General features: G+C 73.4%; 23 protein-coding genes. 13 read left to right on the top strand and 10 right to left on the bottom strand.

The genetic code is table 11. The annotated features are described in order from the left end of the window. Positions 1–129: 129 nt before the first annotated feature. From ACFYNX_RS17420 to ACFYNX_RS17410, 3 genes are all read right to left on the bottom strand, one after another. Positions 130–801, bottom strand: a complete 672-nt coding sequence (locus ACFYNX_RS17420; protein ID WP_365542309.1) for a PH domain-containing protein — start codon at positions 799–801, stop codon at positions 130–132. Between the two features lie 34 nt (positions 802–835). Then, complete coding sequence (locus tag ACFYNX_RS17415) at positions 836–1,462, bottom strand: class F sortase (RefSeq protein WP_388662256.1); 627 nt, start codon at positions 1,460–1,462, stop codon at positions 836–838. A gap of 126 nt (positions 1,463–1,588) precedes the next feature. After that, positions 1,589–2,875: a hypothetical protein gene (locus ACFYNX_RS17410; RefSeq protein ID WP_388662255.1), complete on the bottom strand. Its 1,287-nt coding sequence runs from the start codon at positions 2,873–2,875 to the stop codon at positions 1,589–1,591. Positions 2,876–3,126: 251 nt separating this feature from the next. Here ACFYNX_RS17410 and deoC point away from each other — a divergent pair, with 251 nt between their 5' ends. From deoC to ACFYNX_RS17395, 3 genes are read left to right on the top strand one after another with little or no spacing between them, the layout of a single operon-like run. Continuing rightward, positions 3,127–4,086 (top strand): deoxyribose-phosphate aldolase, encoded by a 960-nt coding sequence (deoC, locus tag ACFYNX_RS17405; RefSeq protein ID WP_365542315.1) that lies wholly within the window; start codon positions 3,127–3,129, stop codon positions 4,084–4,086. A 5-nt stretch (positions 4,087–4,091) separates the two neighbouring features. Further along, positions 4,092–5,528, top strand: a complete 1,437-nt coding sequence (locus ACFYNX_RS17400) for an aldehyde dehydrogenase family protein (protein ID WP_388662252.1) — start codon at positions 4,092–4,094, stop codon at positions 5,526–5,528. Continuing rightward, a complete protein-coding gene (locus tag ACFYNX_RS17395; RefSeq protein WP_365542319.1) occupies positions 5,521–6,438 on the top strand; it encodes an aldehyde dehydrogenase family protein in 918 nt (305 codons plus the stop codon). Before ACFYNX_RS17400 ends, ACFYNX_RS17395 begins: the two co-directional genes overlap by 8 nt. A gap of 64 nt (positions 6,439–6,502) precedes the next feature. Here ACFYNX_RS17395 and ACFYNX_RS17390 read toward each other — a convergent pair whose 3' ends face one another. Continuing rightward, the gene (locus tag ACFYNX_RS17390) at positions 6,503–6,901 is read right to left on the bottom strand and encodes a hypothetical protein (protein WP_125667467.1); all 399 of its coding nucleotides are present in this window, start codon (positions 6,899–6,901) and stop codon (positions 6,503–6,505) included. A 117-nt stretch (positions 6,902–7,018) separates the two neighbouring features. Here ACFYNX_RS17390 and ACFYNX_RS17385 point away from each other — a divergent pair, with 117 nt between their 5' ends. After that, on the top strand, positions 7,019–7,651 hold the full coding sequence (locus ACFYNX_RS17385) for a uridine kinase (protein WP_388662250.1): 633 nt from the start codon (positions 7,019–7,021) through the stop codon (positions 7,649–7,651). A 190-nt stretch (positions 7,652–7,841) separates the two neighbouring features. On the opposite strand, the gene ACFYNX_RS17380 is transcribed toward ACFYNX_RS17385, so the two are convergent. Continuing rightward, positions 7,842–8,567 carry a SigE family RNA polymerase sigma factor gene (locus ACFYNX_RS17380; RefSeq protein ID WP_388662248.1) on the bottom strand — a complete coding sequence of 242 codons (726 nt, stop codon included), beginning with the start codon at positions 8,565–8,567 and terminating at the stop codon, positions 7,842–7,844. Between the two features lie 169 nt (positions 8,568–8,736). Between ACFYNX_RS17380 and afsQ1 the strand changes: the two genes are divergently transcribed. The 5 genes from afsQ1 to ACFYNX_RS17355 all read left to right on the top strand — a co-directional run bounded on the left by afsQ1 (position 8,737) and on the right by ACFYNX_RS17355 (position 12,516). Continuing rightward, a complete protein-coding gene (afsQ1, locus tag ACFYNX_RS17375) occupies positions 8,737–9,414 on the top strand; it encodes a two-component system response regulator AfsQ1 (RefSeq protein ID WP_185893284.1) in 678 nt (225 codons plus the stop codon). After that, complete coding sequence (locus ACFYNX_RS17370; protein WP_388662246.1) at positions 9,411–10,940, top strand: ATP-binding protein; 1,530 nt, start codon at positions 9,411–9,413, stop codon at positions 10,938–10,940. Before afsQ1 ends, ACFYNX_RS17370 begins: the two co-directional genes overlap by 4 nt. Further along, on the top strand, positions 10,937–11,596 hold the full coding sequence (locus tag ACFYNX_RS17365; RefSeq protein ID WP_388662244.1) for a hypothetical protein: 660 nt from the start codon (positions 10,937–10,939) through the stop codon (positions 11,594–11,596). The genes ACFYNX_RS17370 and ACFYNX_RS17365 overlap by 4 nt, the downstream gene beginning before the upstream one ends. A 49-nt stretch (positions 11,597–11,645) precedes the next feature. Next, complete coding sequence (locus tag ACFYNX_RS17360; RefSeq protein WP_365542329.1) at positions 11,646–12,227, top strand: VanZ family protein; 582 nt, start codon at positions 11,646–11,648, stop codon at positions 12,225–12,227. Between the two features lie 88 nt (positions 12,228–12,315). Then, complete coding sequence (locus ACFYNX_RS17355; protein WP_125658379.1) at positions 12,316–12,516, top strand: PspC domain-containing protein; 201 nt, start codon at positions 12,316–12,318, stop codon at positions 12,514–12,516. A gap of 77 nt (positions 12,517–12,593) precedes the next feature. Here ACFYNX_RS17355 and ACFYNX_RS17350 read toward each other — a convergent pair whose 3' ends face one another. Then, positions 12,594–12,956, bottom strand: a complete 363-nt coding sequence (locus ACFYNX_RS17350) for a hypothetical protein (RefSeq protein ID WP_365542331.1) — start codon at positions 12,954–12,956, stop codon at positions 12,594–12,596. 187 nt (positions 12,957–13,143) lie between these two features. Beyond that, the gene (locus tag ACFYNX_RS17345; RefSeq protein WP_365542333.1) at positions 13,144–14,298 is read right to left on the bottom strand and encodes an adenosine deaminase; all 1,155 of its coding nucleotides are present in this window, start codon (positions 14,296–14,298) and stop codon (positions 13,144–13,146) included. 188 nt (positions 14,299–14,486) lie between these two features. On the opposite strand from ACFYNX_RS17345, the gene ACFYNX_RS17340 reads away from it, so the two are divergent. After that, on the top strand, positions 14,487–15,260 hold the full coding sequence (locus ACFYNX_RS17340) for an alpha/beta hydrolase (protein ID WP_365542335.1): 774 nt from the start codon (positions 14,487–14,489) through the stop codon (positions 15,258–15,260). Between the two features lie 17 nt (positions 15,261–15,277). Here ACFYNX_RS17340 and ACFYNX_RS17335 read toward each other — a convergent pair whose 3' ends face one another. After that, entirely contained in the window at positions 15,278–16,249 is a 972-nt protein-coding gene (locus ACFYNX_RS17335) for a LysR family transcriptional regulator (protein ID WP_388662241.1), read from the bottom strand. A 62-nt stretch (positions 16,250–16,311) separates the two neighbouring features. On the opposite strand from ACFYNX_RS17335, the gene ACFYNX_RS17330 reads away from it, so the two are divergent. The 3 genes from ACFYNX_RS17330 (at position 16,312) to ACFYNX_RS17320 (ending at position 19,454) form a co-directional block, all read left to right on the top strand. After that, positions 16,312–17,571 carry an MFS transporter gene (locus ACFYNX_RS17330; protein ID WP_388662240.1) on the top strand — a complete coding sequence of 420 codons (1,260 nt, stop codon included), beginning with the start codon at positions 16,312–16,314 and terminating at the stop codon, positions 17,569–17,571. A 121-nt stretch (positions 17,572–17,692) separates the two neighbouring features. Then, positions 17,693–18,400, top strand: coding sequence for a L,D-transpeptidase (locus ACFYNX_RS17325; protein ID WP_365542341.1), 708 nt, complete (start codon positions 17,693–17,695; stop codon positions 18,398–18,400). Between the two features lie 82 nt (positions 18,401–18,482). Beyond that, on the top strand, positions 18,483–19,454 hold the full coding sequence (locus tag ACFYNX_RS17320) for a sigma-70 family RNA polymerase sigma factor (RefSeq protein ID WP_365542343.1): 972 nt from the start codon (positions 18,483–18,485) through the stop codon (positions 19,452–19,454). On the opposite strand, the gene ACFYNX_RS17315 is transcribed toward ACFYNX_RS17320, so the two are convergent. Next, positions 19,443–19,733: an STAS domain-containing protein gene (locus ACFYNX_RS17315; protein ID WP_388662237.1), complete on the bottom strand. Its 291-nt coding sequence runs from the start codon at positions 19,731–19,733 to the stop codon at positions 19,443–19,445. The genes ACFYNX_RS17320 and ACFYNX_RS17315 overlap by 12 nt on opposite strands. A gap of 361 nt (positions 19,734–20,094) precedes the next feature. Beyond that, a complete protein-coding gene (locus ACFYNX_RS17310) occupies positions 20,095–21,372 on the bottom strand; it encodes a thymidine phosphorylase (RefSeq protein ID WP_388662235.1) in 1,278 nt (425 codons plus the stop codon). Positions 21,373–21,426 lie beyond the last annotated feature (54 nt).

Below are 21,426 nucleotides of genomic sequence, written 5' to 3'. Positions count from 1 at the left end.
CGGGCTGCGCGCCGCTAACACGCGGCCCGGGGGGGGGCCGGGGGGGGTGAACCCCCGCGGGCGGGGCGGGGGGCGGTTCGGGCGTTGACCCCCCGCCCGGCCCCCCGTCACGTCCGGACGGCCGGCCGCTCAGCCCGTCGCCCCCAGGATCACCAGGAGCAGCAGCCCGGCGACGGCGGGCGCGATGATCTCGTACGCCCAGCGGACCTGCGGCTCGCCCTGCGCCTCCGGGCTCCCGCCGTGGCGCTCGGCCAGTTCGCGCAGGTCGGCGACGGTCTGGTCGGTGGGCGCGGTGCGCGCGGCGCTCTGTCGTACGTCGGCGGTGACGGAGGTGCGGCCGTGCGGGTCGTCCTGGGAGGCGCGGGCGGCCCGGCGGGCGGCCCTCTTGCGCTGGCGCAGCGAGACGGGGACGGCCCAGAGCTGGTACTTGGCGCCCTCCTGGGTGAAGACCTCGCTGGAGTAGCCGGCGCGGACGTCGGCGACGGAGGCCCAGGGCAGGGTGATCGACCGGAACGGGTTGCGGACCCGCAGCCGCCGGTCGTCGGCGTACACGGCGGGCCGGATCGTGAAGGCGACGATCAGCGGCACGGCGAGGACGAGGCCCGCGAGCGCGAGCCAGGGCGTCCTGCCCTCGCCGCGGACCATCGCGTCACCGGCGAACACGGCCGCGAGCGCGAGGAGGAACACCCCGCTCGCGATCCCGAGGGGCGACCGGAAGACCCGGTCGGCGTAGGACTGCTCAGGGGTCGACCCGGTGCTCGGCTCGTCGTGCGGCCCGGGGGTCGGCTCGGGGGTCGTCATGCCGCCGATTCTGCCTCAGCGGGCGGGCGGGGGCTCAGGCGGCCCGCACGGCCACGAGGTCGGCGTACAGGATGATGTTGTCGGGGCGGTGGCCGTCGGTCAGTTCGCCGCCGCAGGTGATCAGGCGCAGCTCGGGCCGGGTGGTGTTCCCGTACACCTTGGCGGTCGGGAAGGCGTCCTTGTCGACCTGCTCCAGCTCCCGGACGCGGAAGACGACGGCCTTGCCGTCGGCGCGGGTGACGGTGATCTCGTCACCGGCCCGGACGCGGGAGACGTCCTTGAGGACGGCCGGGCCGCGCTCGGTGTCGAAGTGCCCGATGAGGACGGCGGGGCCGGTCTCGCCGGGCGTGACGCCCTTGTCGTACCAGCCGATGCGGTCGGCGTCCGCGACGGAGGGCACCTCGACGGTGCCGTCGGCGGCGAGCCCCAGCTTCAGGACGGGCCCGGTGTCGACCCCGGCGGAGGGCAGCGCGACCCGGACGGGCAGGGAGCGCGCGAGGGGCCGGACTGGGACGGCGCTCGCCTTCGGCGCGGCGGTCTCGGTGACCCGCGCGGGCGGGGCGGCCGCCCCCTCGGACCCGGCCGAACAGCCGGTGAGCAGGGCGAGGGCGGCCAGGAGGACGACGGCGGCGGTACGGGGACGGGTGCGGGTGCGGTTCACGGCGGGCTCCGGACGGACGGGCACGGCCGGCCGCCGCGCGGGACGCGGCGACCGGCCTGGGGTGGGGTGGTGCTCCCGCTCGGGTCAAGGGGCGGGGAGTGGGCTGGTGCGGGAGGGCGTACGGGATCAGGCGCGGGCGGCGGCCCGGCGGCGCAGGGTGACGAGGCCGAGGCCCGCGACGACCGCGGCGGCGCCGGCGGCGGAGGCGTACAGGGCCGCGTCGTTCGCCTCGGCGACCTCGGCGCCGGCCGCGACGCCGCCCTTCGGCACGACGGAGGTCTGCCCGCCCTGCTGGACGACACCGGTGCCGGTGGTGGCGGAGGGGGCCGGGGCGGTCTCCGGCTTGCAGTCCTTCGGGAGCTTCGGGAAGGCGTGCGTGGCGCCCTTGACGCCCCCGCCCTCGACCTTGGTGTAGAGCGACGGGGTGGCGCTGTTCGGGTTGACGATCCGCCCGACGAAGCCGACGCTCGCCGGCAGCGAGGGGTGCGCCCGGTCGACGAGGGCGAAGACCTTGTCGTCACCGGCGTCGCTGAACTCGGCCACGGGGCCCTGCCGGGACATGAAGAGCTCGGCCTTGGTACCGGCGCCGATGCTGACGACCTTGCTGACCGTGCACGTGCCGTGGGTGATGACGGCACCGGCGTCGGGCGCGGGGGACACCGTGGCCCGGACGAACTTCGGAGGCGTCTGCCGGCCCGCACCGGAAAGGTAGACGGCAAGTCCGCCGTCCTGCTCCAGAACGACCGTGGCGCTGCCGAGGGAGAGGACCGAGCGGAAGCCGGCCGGGTAGGTGAAGCCGCGGCCCACGCCGTTCTCCACGAGCTGGACGCCGTAGCGGCCGTCCTTCTTGGCGAGTTCCAGGCGCGCGCCGTTGACCAGCTCGTAGACACCGGGGCGGGCGTGAGGGACGTAGCCGCCCGTCCACGCGGTGATCTCCCCGGTCGGAGAGAGGACGACGAAGGCACCGTTGTTGTTGCCGGCGACCGTCTGTCCGTCGGCGTCCAGCGTGCCGGTGTGCCGGCCCTGCTGGGTGAGGACGGCACGGTGGTGGCGCTCCCCGACCTTGAAGACCTTGATGAAGACCCCCTTCAGGATCTGCATCTCCCGCACGAGGGTGCCGTTGCCGGGCCCCTCCCCGCTCCCGGTCTTCGGAGCCTCGTCCTTCTTGTCCTCGGCCTTCGGGGCCTCGGTCTTCGCACCGGCCTCGTCGGTCCCGGCCGGCGCCGCGGCCGGCGTGGTGGCCGACGCCGCCGGGGCCGGAGCGGAAGGCGTGGTGGCCGGGACCGAGACGGCCGCGGGGACGGCCGCCGGACCGTCGGCGGCGAAGGCGGCGCCCGCGGCGAGGACCGGGGCGGTGATCGCGGCTCCCGCGACGAGGGCGGTGGCGATGGCGGTGCGAAGGGCGGTGCGCATAACGACTCCTGCTTTCAGGCAGATGGTGGTCGGGAGAGTCGCATGCCGCTTTTTCTCGGTCCGACTGTTTCGGGTGAGGTCTGGCCGGCTGCAAGGAAAAATCTAATGATCATGTATTCGGGAGTCGTCCCTTCCCTGTCACGGGCGCGTGACAGGAGTCACCCCGCCTTTCGCCCCTTTGTGACCTCGCGCTCTCGCGTCCCCTCCCCTGTACAGGTCGCTACGCGCGTAGATATGCTCGACTGGTGACCATGCCCACCACTGCACCCGCAGCTCTCGCATTCGCCGACGTGACCGCGTCCGACAGTGCGCTGCGCCGCTTCCTCCACGGGCTGCCCGGCGTCGACGCCGTCGGCCTGGAGGCGCGCGCCGCGTCCCTCGGCACCCGCTCGATCAAGACCACGGCCAAGGCGTACGCCATCGACCTGGCCATCTCCATGATCGACCTGACGACGCTCGAAGGCGCGGACACCCCGGGCAAGGTCCGGGCGCTCGCCGCCAAGGCCGTCCGTCCCGATCCGACCGACCGCACGACCCCGACGACCGCCGCCGTCTGCGTCTACCCCGACATGGTGGCCACCGCCAAGGCCGCCCTCGCGGGCTCGGACGTCAAGGTCGCCTCGGTCGCCACCGCCTTCCCGGCCGGCCGCGCCGCGCTCCCCGTGAAGCTCGCCGACACGGCCGACGCCATCGCCGCCGGGGCCGACGAGATCGACATGGTCATCGACCGTGGCGCCTTCCTCGCCGGCCGCTACCTGGAGGTGTACGAGCAGATCGCCGCGATCAGGGCGGAGTGCGGCGACCGCGCCCGCCTCAAGGTGATCTTCGAGACCGGCGAGCTGTCCACGTACGACAACATCCGCCGCGCCTCCTGGCTCGGCATGATGGCCGGCGCGGACTTCATCAAGACCTCGACCGGCAAGGTCGCGGTCAACGCCACCCCGGCGAACACGCTCCTGATGCTGGAGGCCGTGCGCGACTTCCGCGCCCAGACGGGCGTGCAGATCGGCGTGAAGCCGGCCGGCGGCATCCGCAACACCAAGGAAGCCGTCAAGTTCCTGGTGCTCGTCAACGAGACCGTGGGCGAGGACTGGCTGGACAACCACTGGTTCCGCTTCGGCGCCTCCAGCCTGCTCAACGACCTGCTGATGCAGCGCCAGAAGCTGGCGACCGGCCGCTACTCCGGCCCCGATTACGTGACGGTGGACTGATCAACATGGCATCTGCATTCGAGTACGCGCCGGCGCCCGAGTCCCGGTCCGTCGTCGACATCGCCCCCTCCTACGGCCTGTTCATCGACGGCGAGTTCGTCGACGCGGCCGAGGGCAAGGTCTTCAAGACCGTCTCCCCCTCCACCGAGGAGGTCCTGTCCGAGGTCGCCCGCGCGGGCGCCGAGGACGTGGACCGGGCGGTCAGGGCCGCCCGCAAGGCCTTCGAGAAGTGGTCCGCGCTGCCCGGTTCCGAGCGCGCCAAGTACCTCTTCCGGATCGCCCGGATCATCCAGGAGCGCAGCCGCGAGCTGGCCGTCCTGGAGACCCTGGACAACGGCAAGCCGATCAAGGAGACCCGCGACGCGGACCTCCCCCTGGTCGCCGCGCACTTCTTCTACTACGCGGGCTGGGCCGACAAGCTCGACCACGCCGGCTACGGCGCGAACCCGAAGCCGCTCGGCGTGGCCGGCCAGGTCATCCCGTGGAACTTCCCGCTGCTGATGCTGGCGTGGAAGATCGCCCCGGCGCTCGCGACCGGCAACACGGTCGTCCTGAAGCCGGCCGAGACGACCCCGCTGACCGCCCTGTTCTTCGCGGACGTCTGCCGCCAGGCCGGACTGCCGAAGGGCGTCGTCAACATCCTCCCCGGGTACGGGGACGCGGGCGCCGCCCTCGTCGAGCACCCGGACGTCGACAAGGTCGCCTTCACCGGCTCGACCGCCGTCGGCAAGGCCATCGCGCGCTCGGTCGCGGGCACGGACAAGAAGCTGACCCTGGAGCTGGGCGGCAAGGGCGCCAACATCGTCTTCGACGACGCCCCGATCGACCAGGCCGTCGAGGGCATCGTCAACGGCATCTTCTTCAACCAGGGCCAGGTCTGCTGCGCGGGCTCGCGCCTCCTGGTCCAGGAGTCGATCCAGGACGAGCTGCTCGACGCGCTCAAGCGCCGCCTCTCCACGCTCCGCCTCGGCGACCCGCTGGACAAGAACACCGACATCGGCGCCATCAACTCCTCCGAGCAGTTGGCCCGCATCACCACCCTGGTCGAGCAGGGCGAGGCGGAGGGCGCCGAGCGCTGGACCGCCGCCTGCGAGATCCCGTCCGCCGGCTACTGGTTCGCCCCGACGCTCTTCACGAACGTCACGCAGGCGCACGCCATCGCCCGCGACGAGATCTTCGGCCCGGTCCTGTCGGTGCTCTCCTTCCGTACGCCCGACGAGGCCGTGGCGAAGGCCAACAACAGCCAGTACGGCCTGTCGGCGGGCATCTGGACGGAGAAGGGCTCCCGCATCCTCGCGGTGGCGAACAAGCTCCGGGCCGGCGTCGTCTGGGCCAACACGTTCAACAAGTTCGACCCGACCTCGCCCTTCGGCGGCTACAAGGAGTCGGGCTTCGGCCGCGAGGGCGGCCGTCACGGTCTGGAGGCCTACCTCGATGTCTGACGGCAAGGGTTCGATCGGCGGCTCCGCCGCGGGGCGTCTGAGCGTCTTCAAGACCTACAAGCTGTACGTCGGGGGCAAGTTCCCGCGTTCCGAGAGCGGCCGGGTGTACGAGGTGACGGACTCCAAGGGCAAGTGGCTGGCGAACGCCCCCCTCTCCTCCCGCAAGGACGCCCGTGACGCGGTCGTCGCCGCCCGCAAGGCCTTCGGAGGCTGGGCGGGCGCCACCGCGTACAACCGCGGCCAGATCCTCTACCGCGTCGCCGAGATGCTGGAGGGCCGCAAGGGCCAGTTCGTGCACGAGGTCGCGGACGCCGAGGGCCTGTCCAAGAACAAGGCGGCCGCGGTCGTCGAGGCCGCGATCGACCGCTGGGTCTGGTACGCGGGCTGGACCGACAAGATCGCCCAGGTCACGGGCGGTGCCAACCCGGTCGCGGGCCCGTACTTCAACCTCTCCACCCCCGAACCGACCGGCGTCGTCACGGTCCTGGCCCCGCGGGACTCGTCCTTCCTGGGCCTGGTCTCGGTGATCGCCCCGGTGATCGCGACGGGCAACACGGCCGTGGTGGTCGCGAGCGAGGAGCACCCGCTGCCCGCGCTCTCCCTGGGCGAGGTGCTCGCCACCTCCGACCTGCCGGGCGGCGTGGTCAACATCCTCTCCGGCAGGGCCTCCGAGATGGGCCCGCACCTCGCGGCCCACCAGGACGTCAACGCCATCGACCTCACGGGCGCGGACGCCGACCTGGCCCGCGACCTGGAGATCGCGGCGGCGGACAACCTCAAGCGCGTCCTGCGCCGCCGCACCGAGGACTTCGCGGAGTCCCCGGGCACGGACCGCATGACCGCGTTCCTGGAGACGAAGACGGTCTGGCACCCGACGGGCAGCCTGGGCGCCTCCGGCTCCTCGTACTAGGGGACGTGGGGAAGGGCCCCCGGGACGACGGTCCCGGGGGCCCTTCCCCACGCCTGCGTCCGCGCTACGGGAGCAGCCCCTGGGACAGCGGTCCGACCACCGGCAGGTCCGCCACGGCCCCGCCCTTCGTGAGGTGGTCGGTGACCAGGTGCGTGCCGACCGGCTTGAAGTCGGCGACCTGGGTGCCCAGTCCGTTGTCGAGGGGGTCGACGCCGGTGTTGGCCAGCGGGTCGAGCTGGAGCTGGGTCAGCGGGCCCAGGGCGTAGCCGACCCCGTCGAGCGCACCCGTGCCGGCCGCGCCCGTGTCCGTCCTGGTCAGGCCGTCCAGCGGCAGCGGCACCGGGGCGGCGGCCTGGGCCCCGGCCCCCGCGCCGACCAGCGCGGCGCCCGCCGCCGTGACGGTGAGTCCGGCCTTGAGCAGGGCGCTGCGACGGGAGGTGCTGGGGGCTGCGTGACGCGCCATGGCGTTCCTTCCAGGGGGTGTTCGGGCGGACACCGACAGTAGTGGAGGTGTGACGCCCGATACCAACGCCCTCCCTGAGGGTCCCCTGCACGGGGGAATGCCTCACACTGGTGTTCCGTGAGTTCCCAACCGATCCCGACCCGGGTCGTCCTGCTGACGGGCCCCTCCGGCTCCGGCAAGTCGTCCCTCGCCGCCGTCACCGGCCTCCCGGTCCTGCGCCTCGACGACTTCTACAAGGAGCACGACGACCCGTCGCTCCCGCTCGTCGGCGGAAGTGCGGACATCGACTGGGACTCGCCGCAGTCCTGGGACGCGGACGCCGCCGTCTCCGCCGTCGTCGAGCTGTGCCGTACGGGGCGGACCGACGTCCCCGTGTACGACATCGCCAGCAGCTCCCGGACGGGCCGGGAGGGCCTGGACATCGGGCGGACCCCGCTCTTCGTGGCGGAGGGGATCTTCGCGGCCGAGATCGTGACCCGCTGCCGCGACCTCGGCGTCCTGGCCGACGCGATCTGTCTGCGCGGCCGGCCCTCGACGACGTTCCGCCGCCGGCTCGCCCGGGACCTCAGGGAGGGCCGCAAGTCGGTGCCGTTCCTGCTGCGCCGCGGCTGGCGCCTGATGCGGGCCGAGCGCGCGATCGTGGCCCGCCAGGCGGAGCTGGGCGCGCACCCCTGCGCCAAGCCGGAGGCCCTGGGCCGGCTGGCCGCCGCGGCGGCGGGCCGCCACCGCACCCCGGCCGCCCGCCCGTAACCCGCGAAGAGCCCCGACACGAAGGAAGCGGACCGTACGAGACCCCCGGGCCCGTACGATCCGCTTCTTTCTTTCCCCCGTACCCCCGTACGGTTCCCCCGTGCTTCCCCCGCGAGCCCCGTTTCCCCCGTGGGCTCCCGTGGGTTTCCCCCCTGCTTTCCCCCGCTTCCCCCGTGTTTCCCCCCGACCTTCAGGCCACCAGCTCGTCGAAGGACTCCTCCTCGTCACGGCCGAAGCTCAGCACCTCGTCCTCGCGCAGTCGCCGCAGCGAGCGCCAGATGCTCGACTTCACCGTGCCGACACTGATGTCCAGGATCTCCGCGATCTCCGGATCGGTCCGGCCCTCGTAGTACCGCAGCACCAGCATCGTGCGCTGGAGCTCGGGCAGGCGGGCCAGCGCCTGCCACAGGACCGCGCGCAGCTCGGTGCCCCGCATCGCGTCCGTCTCGCCGACCGTCTCCGGCAGCTCCTCGGTGGGGTACTCGTTGAGCTTGCGCCGCCGCCAGGCGCTGATGTGCAGGTTGGTCATGGTCCGGCGGAGGTACCCGCCGACCGCGGCCTTGTCGCTGATCCGGTCCCAGGCGCGGTACGTGGAGAACAGCGCGCTCTGGAGCAGGTCCTCGGCCTCGAAACGGTCACCGGTGAGGTGGTAGGCGGTGGCGTACAGGGAGGCCCGACGCTCCTGGACGTAGGCCGTGAACTCGGCCTCCGAACAGCCAGGGCGTTCCCCCGTGGCCTCCCCGTACACCGCTCCCCCGTCAGCGACGGCCACCATGTAAGGCGCCTTGCGCTGACGCCCGACGCTGCGAACGCACCCCCGTCCGTTCATTGCCGCGCCGGACTTCTCCGTGCTCCGCACGACGTCGTGGAGACGCGTGACAACTGCGCTGGAGTTGGTGCTGTGCAGTGCGTTCATCTCGCGCCCCCCGTCGGCTGGAGTGTGTTTCGGTCCGTGTGCCAAGAAGCTTGCCCACGGGACTTCATGGCGGTGTCCGCCGACTGTCACAGGCGTGTCACAGGCCCCGTCGCGGAAGCGTGGTTCCTGGCGGTCGAACTCGGACGGCCGAATGAGACAGAATGCTGCCGTGCCTTTTCTGTTGCTGATCGAGGACGACGACGCCATCCGCACGGCCCTCGAGCTGTCCCTGTCGCGGCAGGGTCACCGGGTGGCCACCGCCGCCACGGGTGAGGACGGCCTCCAGTTGCTGCGCGAGCAGCGGCCGGACCTGGTCGTGCTCGACGTCATGCTGCCCGGCATCGACGGCTTCGAGGTCTGCCGGCGGATCCGCCGGACCGATCAGTTGCCGATCATCCTGCTGACCGCGCGCAGCGACGACATCGACGTGGTCGTGGGCCTGGAGTCCGGGGCGGACGACTACGTCGTCAAGCCCGTGCAGGGCCGGGTCCTGGACGCCCGCATCCGGGCCGTGCTGCGGCGCGGGGAGCGGGAGTCGACGGACTCGGCGACGTACGGCTCGCTGGTCATCGACCGGTCCGCGATGACGGTCACCAAGAACGGCGCGGACCTCCAGCTCACCCCGACCGAGCTGCGGCTGCTCCTGGAGCTGAGCCGGCGGCCCGGACAGGCGCTGTCCCGGCAGCAGTTGCTGCGGCTGGTGTGGGAGCACGACTACCTGGGCGACTCGCGGCTCGTGGACGCCTGTGTGCAGCGGCTGCGCGCCAAGGTGGAGGACGTGCCGTCCTCGCCGACCCTGATCCGCACCGTGCGCGGCGTCGGCTACCGGCTGGACGTTCCTGCGTGAGCAGAGGGATCCTCGCGCGGCTGCGCCTGTCCAGCCTGCGCCTGCGGCTCGTCGTCGTCTTCGCCCTGGTCGCGCTCACCGCGGCCGTCGCCGCCTCCGGCATCGCGTACTGGCTCAACCGCGAGGCGGTGCTCACCCGCACCCAGGACGGGGCGCTCAACGACTTCCGGCAGGAGATGCAGAACCGGGTGGCGACGCTGCCGCTGCGGCCCGGCCAGGACGACCTGCGGCGGACCGCCGAGCAGATGGCGAGCGGCAGCGCCGGCTACCAGGTGCTGCTGCTGGGCGAGCGGGACGAGGGCAAGCCGATCGTGGGCGCCTCGGACCCGGACGACTTCACCCTGGCCGACGTGCCGCGCTCGCTGCGCGACGCCGTGGACACCCGGCGGCCGGTGACGGACGCCAACCCGTACCCGTACCACCTGTTCTGGCAGCGCACGGAGCGGGGCGGGACGCCGTACCTGGTGGGCGGGGTGCGGATCGACGGCGGCGGGCCCGCCGGTTACATGTTCAAGTCGCTGGCGGCGGAGAAGGCCGATCTGAACTCGCTGGCCTGGTCGCTCGGGATCGCCACCGCGCTCGCGGTGGCCGGTTCGGTGCTGCTCGCGCAGGTCGCGGCGACGACCGTGCTGCGTCCGGTGCACCGGCTCGGGGAGGCGGCCCGGCAGCTCGGCGAGGGGAAGCTGGACACCCGGCTGCGGGTGACCGGCGCCGACGAACTGGCGGACCTCACCCGGACGTTCAACGGCGCGGCCGAGTCGTTGCAGAAGAAGGTCGCGGACATGAGCGCGCGGGAGGAGTCCAGCCGGCGGTTCGTGGCCGACATGTCGCACGAGCTGCGCACCCCGCTGACCGCCCTGACGGCCGTCACGGAGGTCCTGGAGGACGAGCAGGACTCCCTGGACCCGATGATCGCGCCCGCGGTGGCGCTCGTGGTGAGCGAGACCCGGCGCCTGAACGACCTGGTGGAGAACCTGATGGAGGTGACGCGCTTCGACGCGGGCACCGCCCGGCTCGTCCTCGACGAGGTGGACATCGCCGACCAGATCACCGCGTGCGTCGACGCGCGCGCGTGGCTGGACGCGGTGGAGCTCGACGCCGAGCGCGGGATCGTGGCGCCGCTCGATCCGCGCCGGCTGGACGTGATCCTGGCGAACCTGATCGGGAACGCGCTCAAGCACGGCGGTTCGCCGGTGCGGGTGTCGGTGCGCACGGAGGACGGGGAGCTGGTGATCGCGGTCCGCGACCACGGCCCCGGCATCCCCGGGGAGGTGCTGCCGCACGTCTTCGACCGCTTCTACAAGGCCAGCGCGTCCCGGCCGCGGTCCGAGGGCAGCGGTCTGGGCCTGTCGATCGCCATGGAGAACGCCCTGATCCACGGCGGTTCGATCACGGCGTCCAACTCGGTGGGCGAGGACGGGGAGGTGGACGGCGCGGTGTTCGTGCTGCGGCTGCCCCTGGACGCCTCCGGGATCACCAGCGAGGTCAGGACCCGCAGTGGCCGGGGCGAGGTGGAGGAAGCGTGAGGCGCCGTGGCTTCGGGCGCGCGGCCGGTGCGGTCGCGCTCGCCGCCCTGGTCGCCGGCTGCGGGATCAGGACGACGTCGGTCCCGGTGGACGCGGGCGCGGCCCCGTCCCGGGTGCCGTGCGTCACGGCCGGGGACGGGACGGCCGGGACCTCGGCCGGGGACGTACCGGTCCGGGTGTTCCTGGTCTGCGGCTCGCAACTGGAGACGGTGGACCGCCGCTCGCCGCTGCCGGAGGGGAAGGACGACGCCGATCCGGTGCGCACGGCCCGGATGCTGCTCACGCAGTTGCTCGCCACGCCCTCGGAGGGCGAGCGGCGGGCCGGGTTCACGACCGCGGTGCGCGGTCCGCTGGCGGTGAAGGGCGGGCGCCGGGGCGACCCGGTGGGCACGCTGCGGCTGAGCCGGCAGCCGGAGGACCTGACGCCGGTCGCCCTGTCGCAGGTCGTCTGCTCCTTCGCGGAGAGCTCGGCGGGCGCGGGCGACCGCACGGTCCTGCTCGGCGGCCCCGGCCCGTACGCGCCGAAGCGCTACCGCTGTACGGCGGAGCTGCGCGAGCGCCCGGAGTCCGCGCCGCCGACGGCCCCGCCCCCGACGGCGTCGGCCTCGGCCTCGGGGCCGGTCCCGGGGTCGCCTTCCGCGGCCCCGACCGGCTGAGTCGTCGCGCGGCGGAACCGATTCCGCTCCCGGGGACGTCTTGGGGGGCGTGCAGCGTCAAGGTTCGGGCGGCAGTGCCGCCGTGGTCGTCCGCGCGACGGGGTTCGTCCTCCTCGTCGCGCATCTGCTGCTCGTCGCCTGGGTCGGTCTGCGCCCACGCGACGTGGCCTGGGTGACCGCGCCGAACACGGTGCCCCTGGACGGCCTGCGGGCCGATCTCGCGCTGGGGTCCGCCGAGGCGGCCCGGCTGATCGGCGAGGGCCTGCTGCTGCTCGCCCCGCTCGGGGTGCTGCTCCCGATGGCCGACGGGCGGCTCGACGTGCCCGGCTGGGCCTCCCTGGCCCGGACGGCCGCCGCCGGGGCCCTCGTGTCGCTCGCGGTGGAGCTGTTGCAGACCGCGGTGCCGGGGCAGGTCGTGGACGTGGACTCGGTGCTCCTGAACACGGCGGGCGTGGTCCTTGCGCACCTCCTGCTCGTGCCGGCCGGGCGGATCTGGCTGCGCCGCAGGTCGGGTGCGGGCCGTCCGGGGTCCTCCGGAGGAACCGGGCGCGGCCGGGGTTCCGTCCTGCCGCGGAACGAGGGTCCTCAGGGTGCGACCCCGACGATTCCCAGGGTCCCGATCGCCCGGTAGACCGACGCTTCGTCCCCGTTTCGACCGCAGTATGGAGTCATCGGGAGCCCGACGGAGCGGCTCCCGGACCGACCTGAAGGAGCCCACCATGGCCGCACTCATCCGCCCCCGTGACGGACGCGTGATCGGCGGGGTGTGCGCGGCGCTCGCCCGGCGCTTCGGCACCTCCGCGACGACGATGCGCGTGATCTTCCTGGTGTCCTGTCTGCTGCCGGGCCCGCAGTTCCTGGTCTACCTGGCGCTGTGGCTGCTGCTGCCGGCCGAGAAGACGGCGAGCGCCGCCTGGTAGCCGCCGCGCGCACGGCGAGGGGGCGCGCGCCCGGGGTCTTCCGGGTGCGCGCCCCCTCGGCCGTCGTACGGGCCGGGTCAGCCGAGCGGCAGGCCGTTCAGGGGCAGGCCGCCGAGGAGGCCGCCGAGCGGAGTGGCGCCGAGGCCGCTGGTGGCGGTGCCGAGCGGGAGGTTCTGGGTGGCCTGGCCGGCGGCGGTGGGAAGGGTCCTGGTGACCTGGTCCAGGCCCTGGCCGAGGGCGCCCTGTCCGGCGTCGAGCCCCTTGGCGGCGTCGTCGGGGAGCTCGCCGAGGCCGTCGCCCAGCGGGACGGTCTGGGTGACCAGGCCGAGCGCGTCGGGGGCGGCGGGCGCGGCCGGGGCGGCGGAGGCCGTGCCGGCGGCGGCAGCGGCGAAGGCGGCACCGAGGGCGACGGCACCGAGCTTCTTGGCGGACTGCTTCATCTGGGGAACTTCCTAAGGGGGAATCCGGGGGCTTCGGGAAAAGCCGTGCGGGAGAATCCGGGGAATGACAGGGGGGAACGCAGAGCGGCTCTGCAACCTAACCAGCGGGGGATCCCTCCGCAAACACCGGAAAGCGGCCGGGTGTCGTGCCGTCCCGGCCGCCTCCGCCCCTCCCCGGGGGCTCCGCTCAGTCCTCCGTACCGGAAGATCCGCTGGTCGCGGCGGTCTGCTGGAACAGCCATTCGGACCGGAGTTCGGCGTAGCCGGGCTTGATGACCTCGTTGATCATGGCCAGTCGTTCATCGAAAGGAATGAACGCCGATTTCATCGCATTGACCGTGAACCACTGCATGTCGTCGAGCGTGTAAGCGAAGGCCTCGGTCAGCAGCTCGAATTCGCGGCTCATGCTCGTGCCGCTCATGAGGCGGTTGTCGGTGTTGACCGTGGCCCGGAAGTGCAGGGTGCGGAGCAGGCCGATGGGGTGCTCCGCGATCGAGGCGGCGGCCCCGGTCTGGAGGTTGGAGGAGGGGCACATCTCCAGCGGGATCCGCTTGTCGCGGACGTAGGCGGCGAGGCGGCCGAGGCGCACCGACCCGTCGTCCGCCACCTCGATGTCGTCGATGATCCGGACGCCGTGGCCGAGGCGGTCGGCGCCGCACCACTGGAGCGCCTGCCAGATGGAGGGCAGCCCGAAGGCCTCGCCCGCGTGGATCGTGAAGTGGTTGTTCTCCCGCTTGAGGTACTCGAAGGCGTCGAGGTGGCGGGTGGGCGGGTAGCCGGCCTCGGCGCCCGCGATGTCGAAGCCGACGACCCCGGAGTCGCGGTAGGCGTTGGCGAGTTCGGCGATCTCCAGGGAGCGGGCCGCGTGCCGCATGGCGGTGAGCAGGGCGCCGACCCGGATGCGGTGGCCGCCCTCCCTGGCCCGCCGCTCGCCCTCGCGGAAGCCCGCGTTGACGGCCTCCACGACCTCTTCGAGGGTGAGGCCGCCCTCCAGGTGCTGCTCGGGGGCGTAGCGGACCTCCGCGTACACGACGCCGTCCTCGGCGAGGTCGACGGCGCACTCGGCGGCGACGCGGAAGAGGGCCTCCCGGGTCTGCATGACGGCGCAGGTGTGCGCGAAGGTCTCCAGGTACCGCTCCAGGGAACCGGAGTCGGCGGCCTCCCCGAACCAGACGCCGAGCTTGTCGGGTTCGGTCTCGGGGAGGTTCTCGTAGCCCTGCTCGCGGGCGAGTTCGATGATCGTGCCGGGGCGCAGCCCGCCGTCGAGGTGGTCGTGGAGCAGCACCTTCGGGGCGCGGCGGATCTGGTCCGCGGTGGGGACGCTGTGGGTCTGGCTCGTCATTGCCGCACTCTAGCCCCTACGCGCGTAGAGCGCCCCCCGTGGCGCTCCCCTTCCCGTACGTTCGCGGGGGCGGCCGCCGGGCTCGAACGGGGTTGCCGGGCACGTCCGTTCGAGGGACCCGGCAGCGATACGCAACAGTGACCGTGCGTACGGGCGGCGTACACCTCCGCTTCTGAGACTGTTCTGCCATGGCGCACTTCGCACTCGTGGGGCCGCCCGACGCACGGAGACCCCGGCTCGGACGGTCCGTCGCAGGTTCCGGCACGTCGGCGGTGGGCGGCGTGGTGCTGCTCCTCCCGGACGGCGAGCCGTCGTCGAGGCGCCGGGCCTCCGCGCGGGCCCACGCGGCGATGGTCCCGCTCGGGCGCGCCCTGGTGCGGGCGGGCCGCTCCGAGGGGCTCGTCGCGCACGTGGTGCGCTACCGGGCGCGCGGCTGGAACGGCGCGGACGCCGACCTCGCGGCGGACGCCTCCTGGGCGGTCGAGGAGGCGGTGCGGCGCTACGGCGACGTCCCGGTCTGCCTGGCCGGACACGGGCTCGGCGGGCGGGCCGCGCTGCGGGCGGCCGGGGCGGACGCGGTCGGCGCGGTCCTGGCACTCGCCCCCTGGCTGCCCGAGGACGACGTGGCGGCCGCACCGGAGCCGGTGCGGCAGTTGGTGGGGCGCCGGGTGCTGCTCGTGCACGGCACCAACGACGCCCGTACGGACCCGGAGCTGTCGTTCCGCTTCGCCCGGCGGGCGAAGAAGGCGAACCGGGAGACCTGCCGCTTCGAGGTGCACGCGGACGGCCACGCGCTGCGCCAGTACGCGGACGAGGTCCGGGCCCTGGCCACCGACTTCGTCCTCGGCGCCCTCTTCTCCCGGCCGGTCGCCCGCCCGCTGACCGACGCCTTCGCCGCGCCCCCGCCGCTCGGCCTGCGGATGCCGCTCGCGGCGGGGTTCGGGGGCGCGCGGCGGAAGTAGGCCCGTGCGGCAGGGGCTCACGCCGGCGGTGCGGGCTCCTTCGGGAGCAGGTGGCCGCGCCTGCCCAGGAGGAACTTCTTGAAGGCGGCCACCGGGGCCGTGTCCGGGTGGCCGTCGAGCCAGGCCACCCCGATCTCGCGGACCGCGCGCGGGGCGGTGACGGTCAGTTCGACGACGCCGGGCCGGGGCACGGCCGGCGGGGGCAGCAGGGCGACGCCGAGACCGGCGGCGACCAGGCCGCGCAGGGTCTCGGCCTCCTCGCCCTCGAAGGCCACCCGGGGCTTGAACCCGGCCTCCGCGCACAGGTCGTCGGTGATGCGGCGCAGCCCGTACCCCGGCTCCAGGGTCACGAAGGTCTCGTCGGCGGCCTCCGCGAGCCGCACCCGCTTGCGGGTCGCGAGCCGGTGGTCGTCCGGGACGACGAGCCGCAGCCGCTGCTCGTCCAGGCGCCGGGCCACCAGGTCGGGCGCGTCCGGCACCGGCGAGGTCAGGCAGAGGTCGAGGTCGCCGGCCCGCAGCCGCTCGATCATGGCCTCGCCGTAGTTCTGGACCAGGGTGAAGCGGACCCGGGGGTGGTCGACCCGGAAGGCGCGGATGAGCCCGGGGACGGTCTCGGAGCCCATGGTGTGCAGGAACCCGAAGGCGACCCGCCCTGCGGCCGGGTCGGCGTCGGCCCGTACGGTGTCGGCGGCCCGCTCCACCTCGGCGAGGGCCCGCTCGGCGGCGGTGAGGAAGCGGCGGCCGGCCGGGGTGAGGGAGACCGTGCGGCCGCGGCGGGCGAAGAGGGTCACGCCGAGGTCCTGTTCGAGCCGGACCATCGCCCGCGAGAGCGTGGACTGCGGGACGCCCATCTCGGCCGCGGCCCGGGTCACGTGCTCGTGCCGGGCGACGGCCGCGAAGTACGCGAGCCGGGGCGCGAGCAGCAGCCCCATGTCTTCTTCGTTACTACTCGGTGACAGCCGGGGCTGTGACCTGTACTCATGCGCCATGGGAACGATTACAGCAGTTCCGTGCATTGGACGCATGAAACCCGTCGGCCTACGTTCGGGGCATGCCTTCCGCCAGTACCAGGGCGGCCGCCACCCACGCGTCCGCCGACACCCGTCTCTCCCCCGGCGCCCCCGGCTACCGCCGCATGAGCCTCGCGCTCTTCGCCGCCGGGCTCGCGACCTTCACCCTCCTCTACTCCACGCAGGCCCTCCTCCCGGCGATCTCCGCCGACTTCGGCGCCACCGCCTCGGCCGCCTCGTGGACGGTCTCCGCCGCGACCGGCGCCCTCGCCCTGTGCGTCCTGCCGTTCAGCGCCCTCTCGGAGCGCTTCGGCCGGCGCGCGACGATGACCGCCTCCCTCTCGGTCGCGGTCGCCCTGGCGCTCCTGGTGCCGCTCGCCCCGAGCCTGGAGTCCCTGGTCGTGCTGCGCGCGCTCCAGGGCGCGGCGCTCGCCGGGCTCCCGGCCTCGGCGATGGCGTACCTGGCCGAGGAGGTGCGGCCCAAGGCGCTCGTCGGCGCGATCGGCCTCTTCGTGGCGGGCAACTCCATCGGCGGCATGAGCGGCCGGATCGTGTCCGGCTGGACCGCCCAGATGGGGGGCTGGCGCGCGGGCGTGGCCGCCGTGGGCCTGCTCTCCCTGGCGTGCGCGCTCGCCTTCCGGGCGCTGCTTCCCAAGGCCCGGCACTTCACGCCCGGGACGCTGGACCCGAAGGCGCTGGCCCGGACCGTGCGCGGCCACCTCGCCGACCCGCTCCTGATGCGGCTCTACGCGATCGGCGCCCTGTTCATGACGGTCTTCGGCGCGGTGTACACCGTGATCGGCTACCGCCTGGTCGAGGCCCCGTTCTCGCTGCCGCAGGGCGTGATCGGCTCGGTCTTCCTGGTGTGCCTGGTCGGTACGGTCTCCTCGGCGGCGGCCGGGAAGCTGGTCGGGCGGCTCGGCCGGCGCGGGGCGCTCTACCTGGCGGTGACCACCACGGCCGCGGGCCTGCTGGTCTCCCTCGCCGACGCGCTCCCCGCGGTCCTGGCGGGCCTCGTCCTGATCACGGCCGGCTTCTTCGCGGGCCACGCCGTCGCGTCCTCCTCGGTGAGCCGCACGGCGAAGACGGGCCGGGCGCAGGCCTCGGCGCTGTACCAGTCGGCGTACTACCTGGGCTCCAGCGCGGGCGGCACGCTCGGCGCGGTCGCCTTCCACGCGGGCGACTGGGCGGGCACGGTCCTGATCGGTCTGGTCGCGGTCCTCGGCGTCGTCTCGATCACCCTGTACGGCACGCACAGCGCGCGCGTGGAGGCGCGGCGGATCCGTCCGGCGACCGCCTGAGGCGCGGCGGGAGCCCGGCGGCGGTCCGCCCGTGACGGAAGTCCCTCTTCCCCGGGCGGGACGCAACCGCCAGACTCCCCCGTACGTCTTCGGGGACAGGACTCCAGGGGGTGCAGAGATCATGAGGGAAGTCATACGCCGGACGGGCCGCAGGGCGGTCGTCACGGCCGGTCTGACGGCGCTGGTGGTGCCGCTGACGGTGGCGCTCGGGACGGGGACGGCGGAAGCCGCGTCCTGCAACGTGACGACCGGGCCGTACCAGAAGCAGGTCGAGAAGTTCCTGGGCCGACCGGTCGACGGGCGCCAGTCGTCCGCCGACTGCAAGGCGATCCAGGCCTTCCAGAAGAAGCACGGGATCACGCCGTCCGCCGGGTACGCGGGGGCGATCACCTGGCGCACGATGAACACGATGAACCAGCAGAAGGCCGCCGGGAAGAACCCGAACAAGGACCGCAGGTGTCCGACGAACAAGGGCCGGATCGCCTGCGTGGACCTGACGCGGCAACTGAGCTGGATCCAGGACGGCGCCAAGCTGAAGTACGGCCCGGTGCCGGTGCGCACGGGCAAGGACGGCACGGAGACCCGTACCGGCCTGAAGAAGATCTACTGGCGGAACATCGACCACTGGTCGACGCTGTACCACGTCTCCATGCCGTACTCGCAGTTCTTCGACGGCGGCCAGGCCTTCCACTCGACCACCAAGTCGATGTGGAACCCGCCGGGCTCGGGCGGCTGCGTGAACATGACGCCGGCCGACGCGAAGGCGTACTGGAACCTGCTGCGCAACGGGGACGACGTCTACGTGTACGGGCGCAAGCCGGGAACCTGACCCCGGCTGTCAGTGCGCTGCGGTAGCTTCGCTCTCATCGGCACCGAACGGGTGCCGGTGAGGGTGAGCGGGGTGTGCACCGATGAGCGACGCAGCGATCGCGACGACCGAGGAACTCGACAAGTACCGCCGTGAGCTGACCGGTTACTGCTACCGGATGCTCGGCTCCTCCTTCGAGGCGGAGGACGCGGTGCAGGACACGATGGTGCGGGCCTGGAAGGCGCTCGACTCCTTCGAGGGGCGCTCCTCGCTGCGGTCCTGGCTGTACCGGATCGCGACCAACGTCTGCCTCGACGCGCTGAACGCGGGAAACCGGCGGGCGCGGCCAATGGACCTGACCTCCCCGACGCCGGTGGAGCGGGCGCAGCTCGTGAAGCAGCCCGAGATCACCTGGCTGGAGCCGGTGCCGGACGGGCGGGTGCTGCCGTCGGTGGCGGACCCGGCGGAGGCGGCCGTCTCCCGGGAGACCGTGCGGCTCGCGTTCGTGGCCGCGCTCCAGCACCTGCCGCCCAAGCAGCGGGCGGTCCTCATCCTGCGCGAGGTGCTCGCGTGGCGGGCGAGCGAGGTGGCGGAGCTGCTCGACACCTCCGTGGCCTCGGTGAACAGCGCGCTCCAGCGGGCCCGCGCGACCCTGGCCGAGCAGGCGCCGGCCGCCTCCGACCCGGCGGACCCGCTGGACGAGGAGCAGAAGGCGCTCCTGGAGCGGTACGTGGCCGCCTTCGAGGGCTACGACATGAAGGCGCTGACCGCGCTCCTCCACGAGGACGCGACGATGTCCATGCCGCCGTACGACCTGTGGCTCCGGGGGCACGACGACATCGTGGGCTGGATGCTGGGCGTCGGTGACGTCTGCCGCGGCTCGAAGCTGGTGCCGACGGTCGCCAACGGCTCGCCGGCCTTCGCGCACTACCACCCGGACCCGGCGGGCGGTTACGGCCCGTGGGCGCTGATCGTCCTGGAGCTGCGGGAGGGCAAGGTGGCGGGGATGGACTTCTTCCTGGACACCGAGCGCTGGTTCCCGCTCTTCGACCTGCCGGCGAGGCTAGAGGCCTAGGGTCCCGTCGAGCCCCGTCAGCCGGAGCAGGGCCCGCAGCTCGGGGCGCGCTCCGTGCAGCCGGAGGCGGTGGCCGTGCCGGACCGCCGCGAGCTTCAGCCGGGCCAGGGCGTCGACGGCGGCGAGCCCGCCGGGCACGAGCGCGCCGGCCTCGCAGACGACCTCGGCGGGCGGGGCGGCGGCGAGCTCCGCGCAGAGCCGCTCGACCTCCTCCCGTCCGGGCCGGGCGCTCAGGGTCACGACGAGGGGCCGGCTGGTGCCCGGCTGACTGGTGTCCACGTCCGGTGAGACCGGAGCGGGGGCGGGAACTCATCGGAGGGCCCGCTGACTGGGGCCTGTCCGGCGGATCAGGGGGCAAGCCCGCCTCGGACCTCTTCCTGCACGTCGCCGCCGTGATGGGCGTCCCGCCCGCGCGGACCCGCCTGGCGGGCTCGGGGACGGTGGTCTTCGAGGACATGCGGGCACTGCCGGGGCTGCTGTCGGGGACGGGGCTCTGGCAGGGCGGAAAGGTGCCGGTATCGACCGTCACGAAGGGAGCGGGGAGGTGGAGCTCCCGTCCGCCCCGATGCGCCGAACGGGACCGGTGGGGGTCCACCGGTCCCGTTCACCTGAAGGTGTCAGGTGTGCATATGCCCAGGGGTCAGGCGATGCGGTCCAGGACGATCGGGGAGGCCGTGAAGGGCGTGCCCGCCGGGGCGATGTCCCAGGTGTTCTCCAGGGAGCCCAGGGCGTAGTCGAACTTCTCCGGGGTGTCCGTGTGGAGGGTCAGGAGGGGCTGGCCCGCCGTGACCGTGTCACCGGGCTTGGCGTGGAGCTCGACGCCCGCGCCCGCCTGCACCGGGTCCTCCTTGCGGGCGCGGCCCGCGCCCAGGCGCCAGGCGGCGATGCCGATGTCGTAGGCGTCGAGGCGGGTCAGGACGCCGGAGGAGGGGGCCGTCACGACGTGCTGCTCGCGGGCGACCGGGAGGGTCGCGTCCGGGTCGCCGCCCTGGGCCGCGATCATCCGGCGCCAGACGTCCATCGCGGAGCCGTCGGCGAGGGCCTTCGCCGGGTCGGCGTCCTTGATGCCGGCCGCGTCGAGCATCTCCCGGGCCAGGGCGATCGTCAGCTCGACGACGTCCGCCGGGCCGCCGCCCGCGAGGACCTCGACCGACTCGCGGACCTCCAGGGCGTTGCCCGCGGTCAGGCCGAGCGGGGTCGACATGTCGGTGAGCAGCGCGACCGTCCTCACACCGCTGTCGGTGCCGAGCCGGACCATCGTGGAGGCCAGCTCGCGGGCGTCCTCGATGTTCTTCATGAAGGCGCCGGTGCCGACCTTGACGTCCAGGACCAGCGAGCCCGTGCCCTCGGCGATCTTCTTGGACATGATCGAGGAGGCGATCAGCGGGATCGCCTCGACCGTGCCGGTCACGTCGCGGAGCGCGTACAGCTTCTTGTCCGCCGGGGCCAGGCCGTCGCCCGCCGCGCAGATGACCGCGCCGGTGGTGTCGAGGACGTGCAGCATCTCCTCGTTGGAGAGCAGCGCGCGCCAGCCGGGGACGGACTCCAGCTTGTCGAGGGTGCCGCCGGTGTGGCCGAGGCCGCGGCCGGAGAGCTGCGGCACGGCCGCGCCGCAGGCGGCGACGAGCGGGGCGAGCGGGAGCGTGATCTTGTCGCCGACGCCGCCGGTGGAGTGCTTGTCGGCGGTGGGCCGGGAGAGCGAGGAGAAGTCCATGCGCTCGCCGGAGGCGATCATGGCCGCGGTCCAGCGGGCGATCTCGTCGCGGTTCATGCCGTTCAGCAGGATCGCCATGGCCAGGGCGGACATCTGCTCGTCGGCGACCGCGCCGCGGGTGTACGCGTCGATGACCCAGTCGATCTGCTCGGGGCTCAGCTCGCCCTTGTCCCGCTTCGTACGGATGACGGAGATGACGTCCATGGGGTGGTGCCTCTTTCTACGCGCATAGAGGGGGAAAGGAGGAGCGGCCCTTCC

Origin of the sequence: Streptomyces sp. NPDC007872, from assembly GCF_042868165.1 — a bacterium.
Taxonomy (GTDB): domain Bacteria; phylum Actinomycetota; class Actinomycetes; order Streptomycetales; family Streptomycetaceae; genus Streptomyces.
Note: the sequence above shows the minus strand (reverse complement) of the source record. Positions and strands in the feature narration are given on the sequence as shown.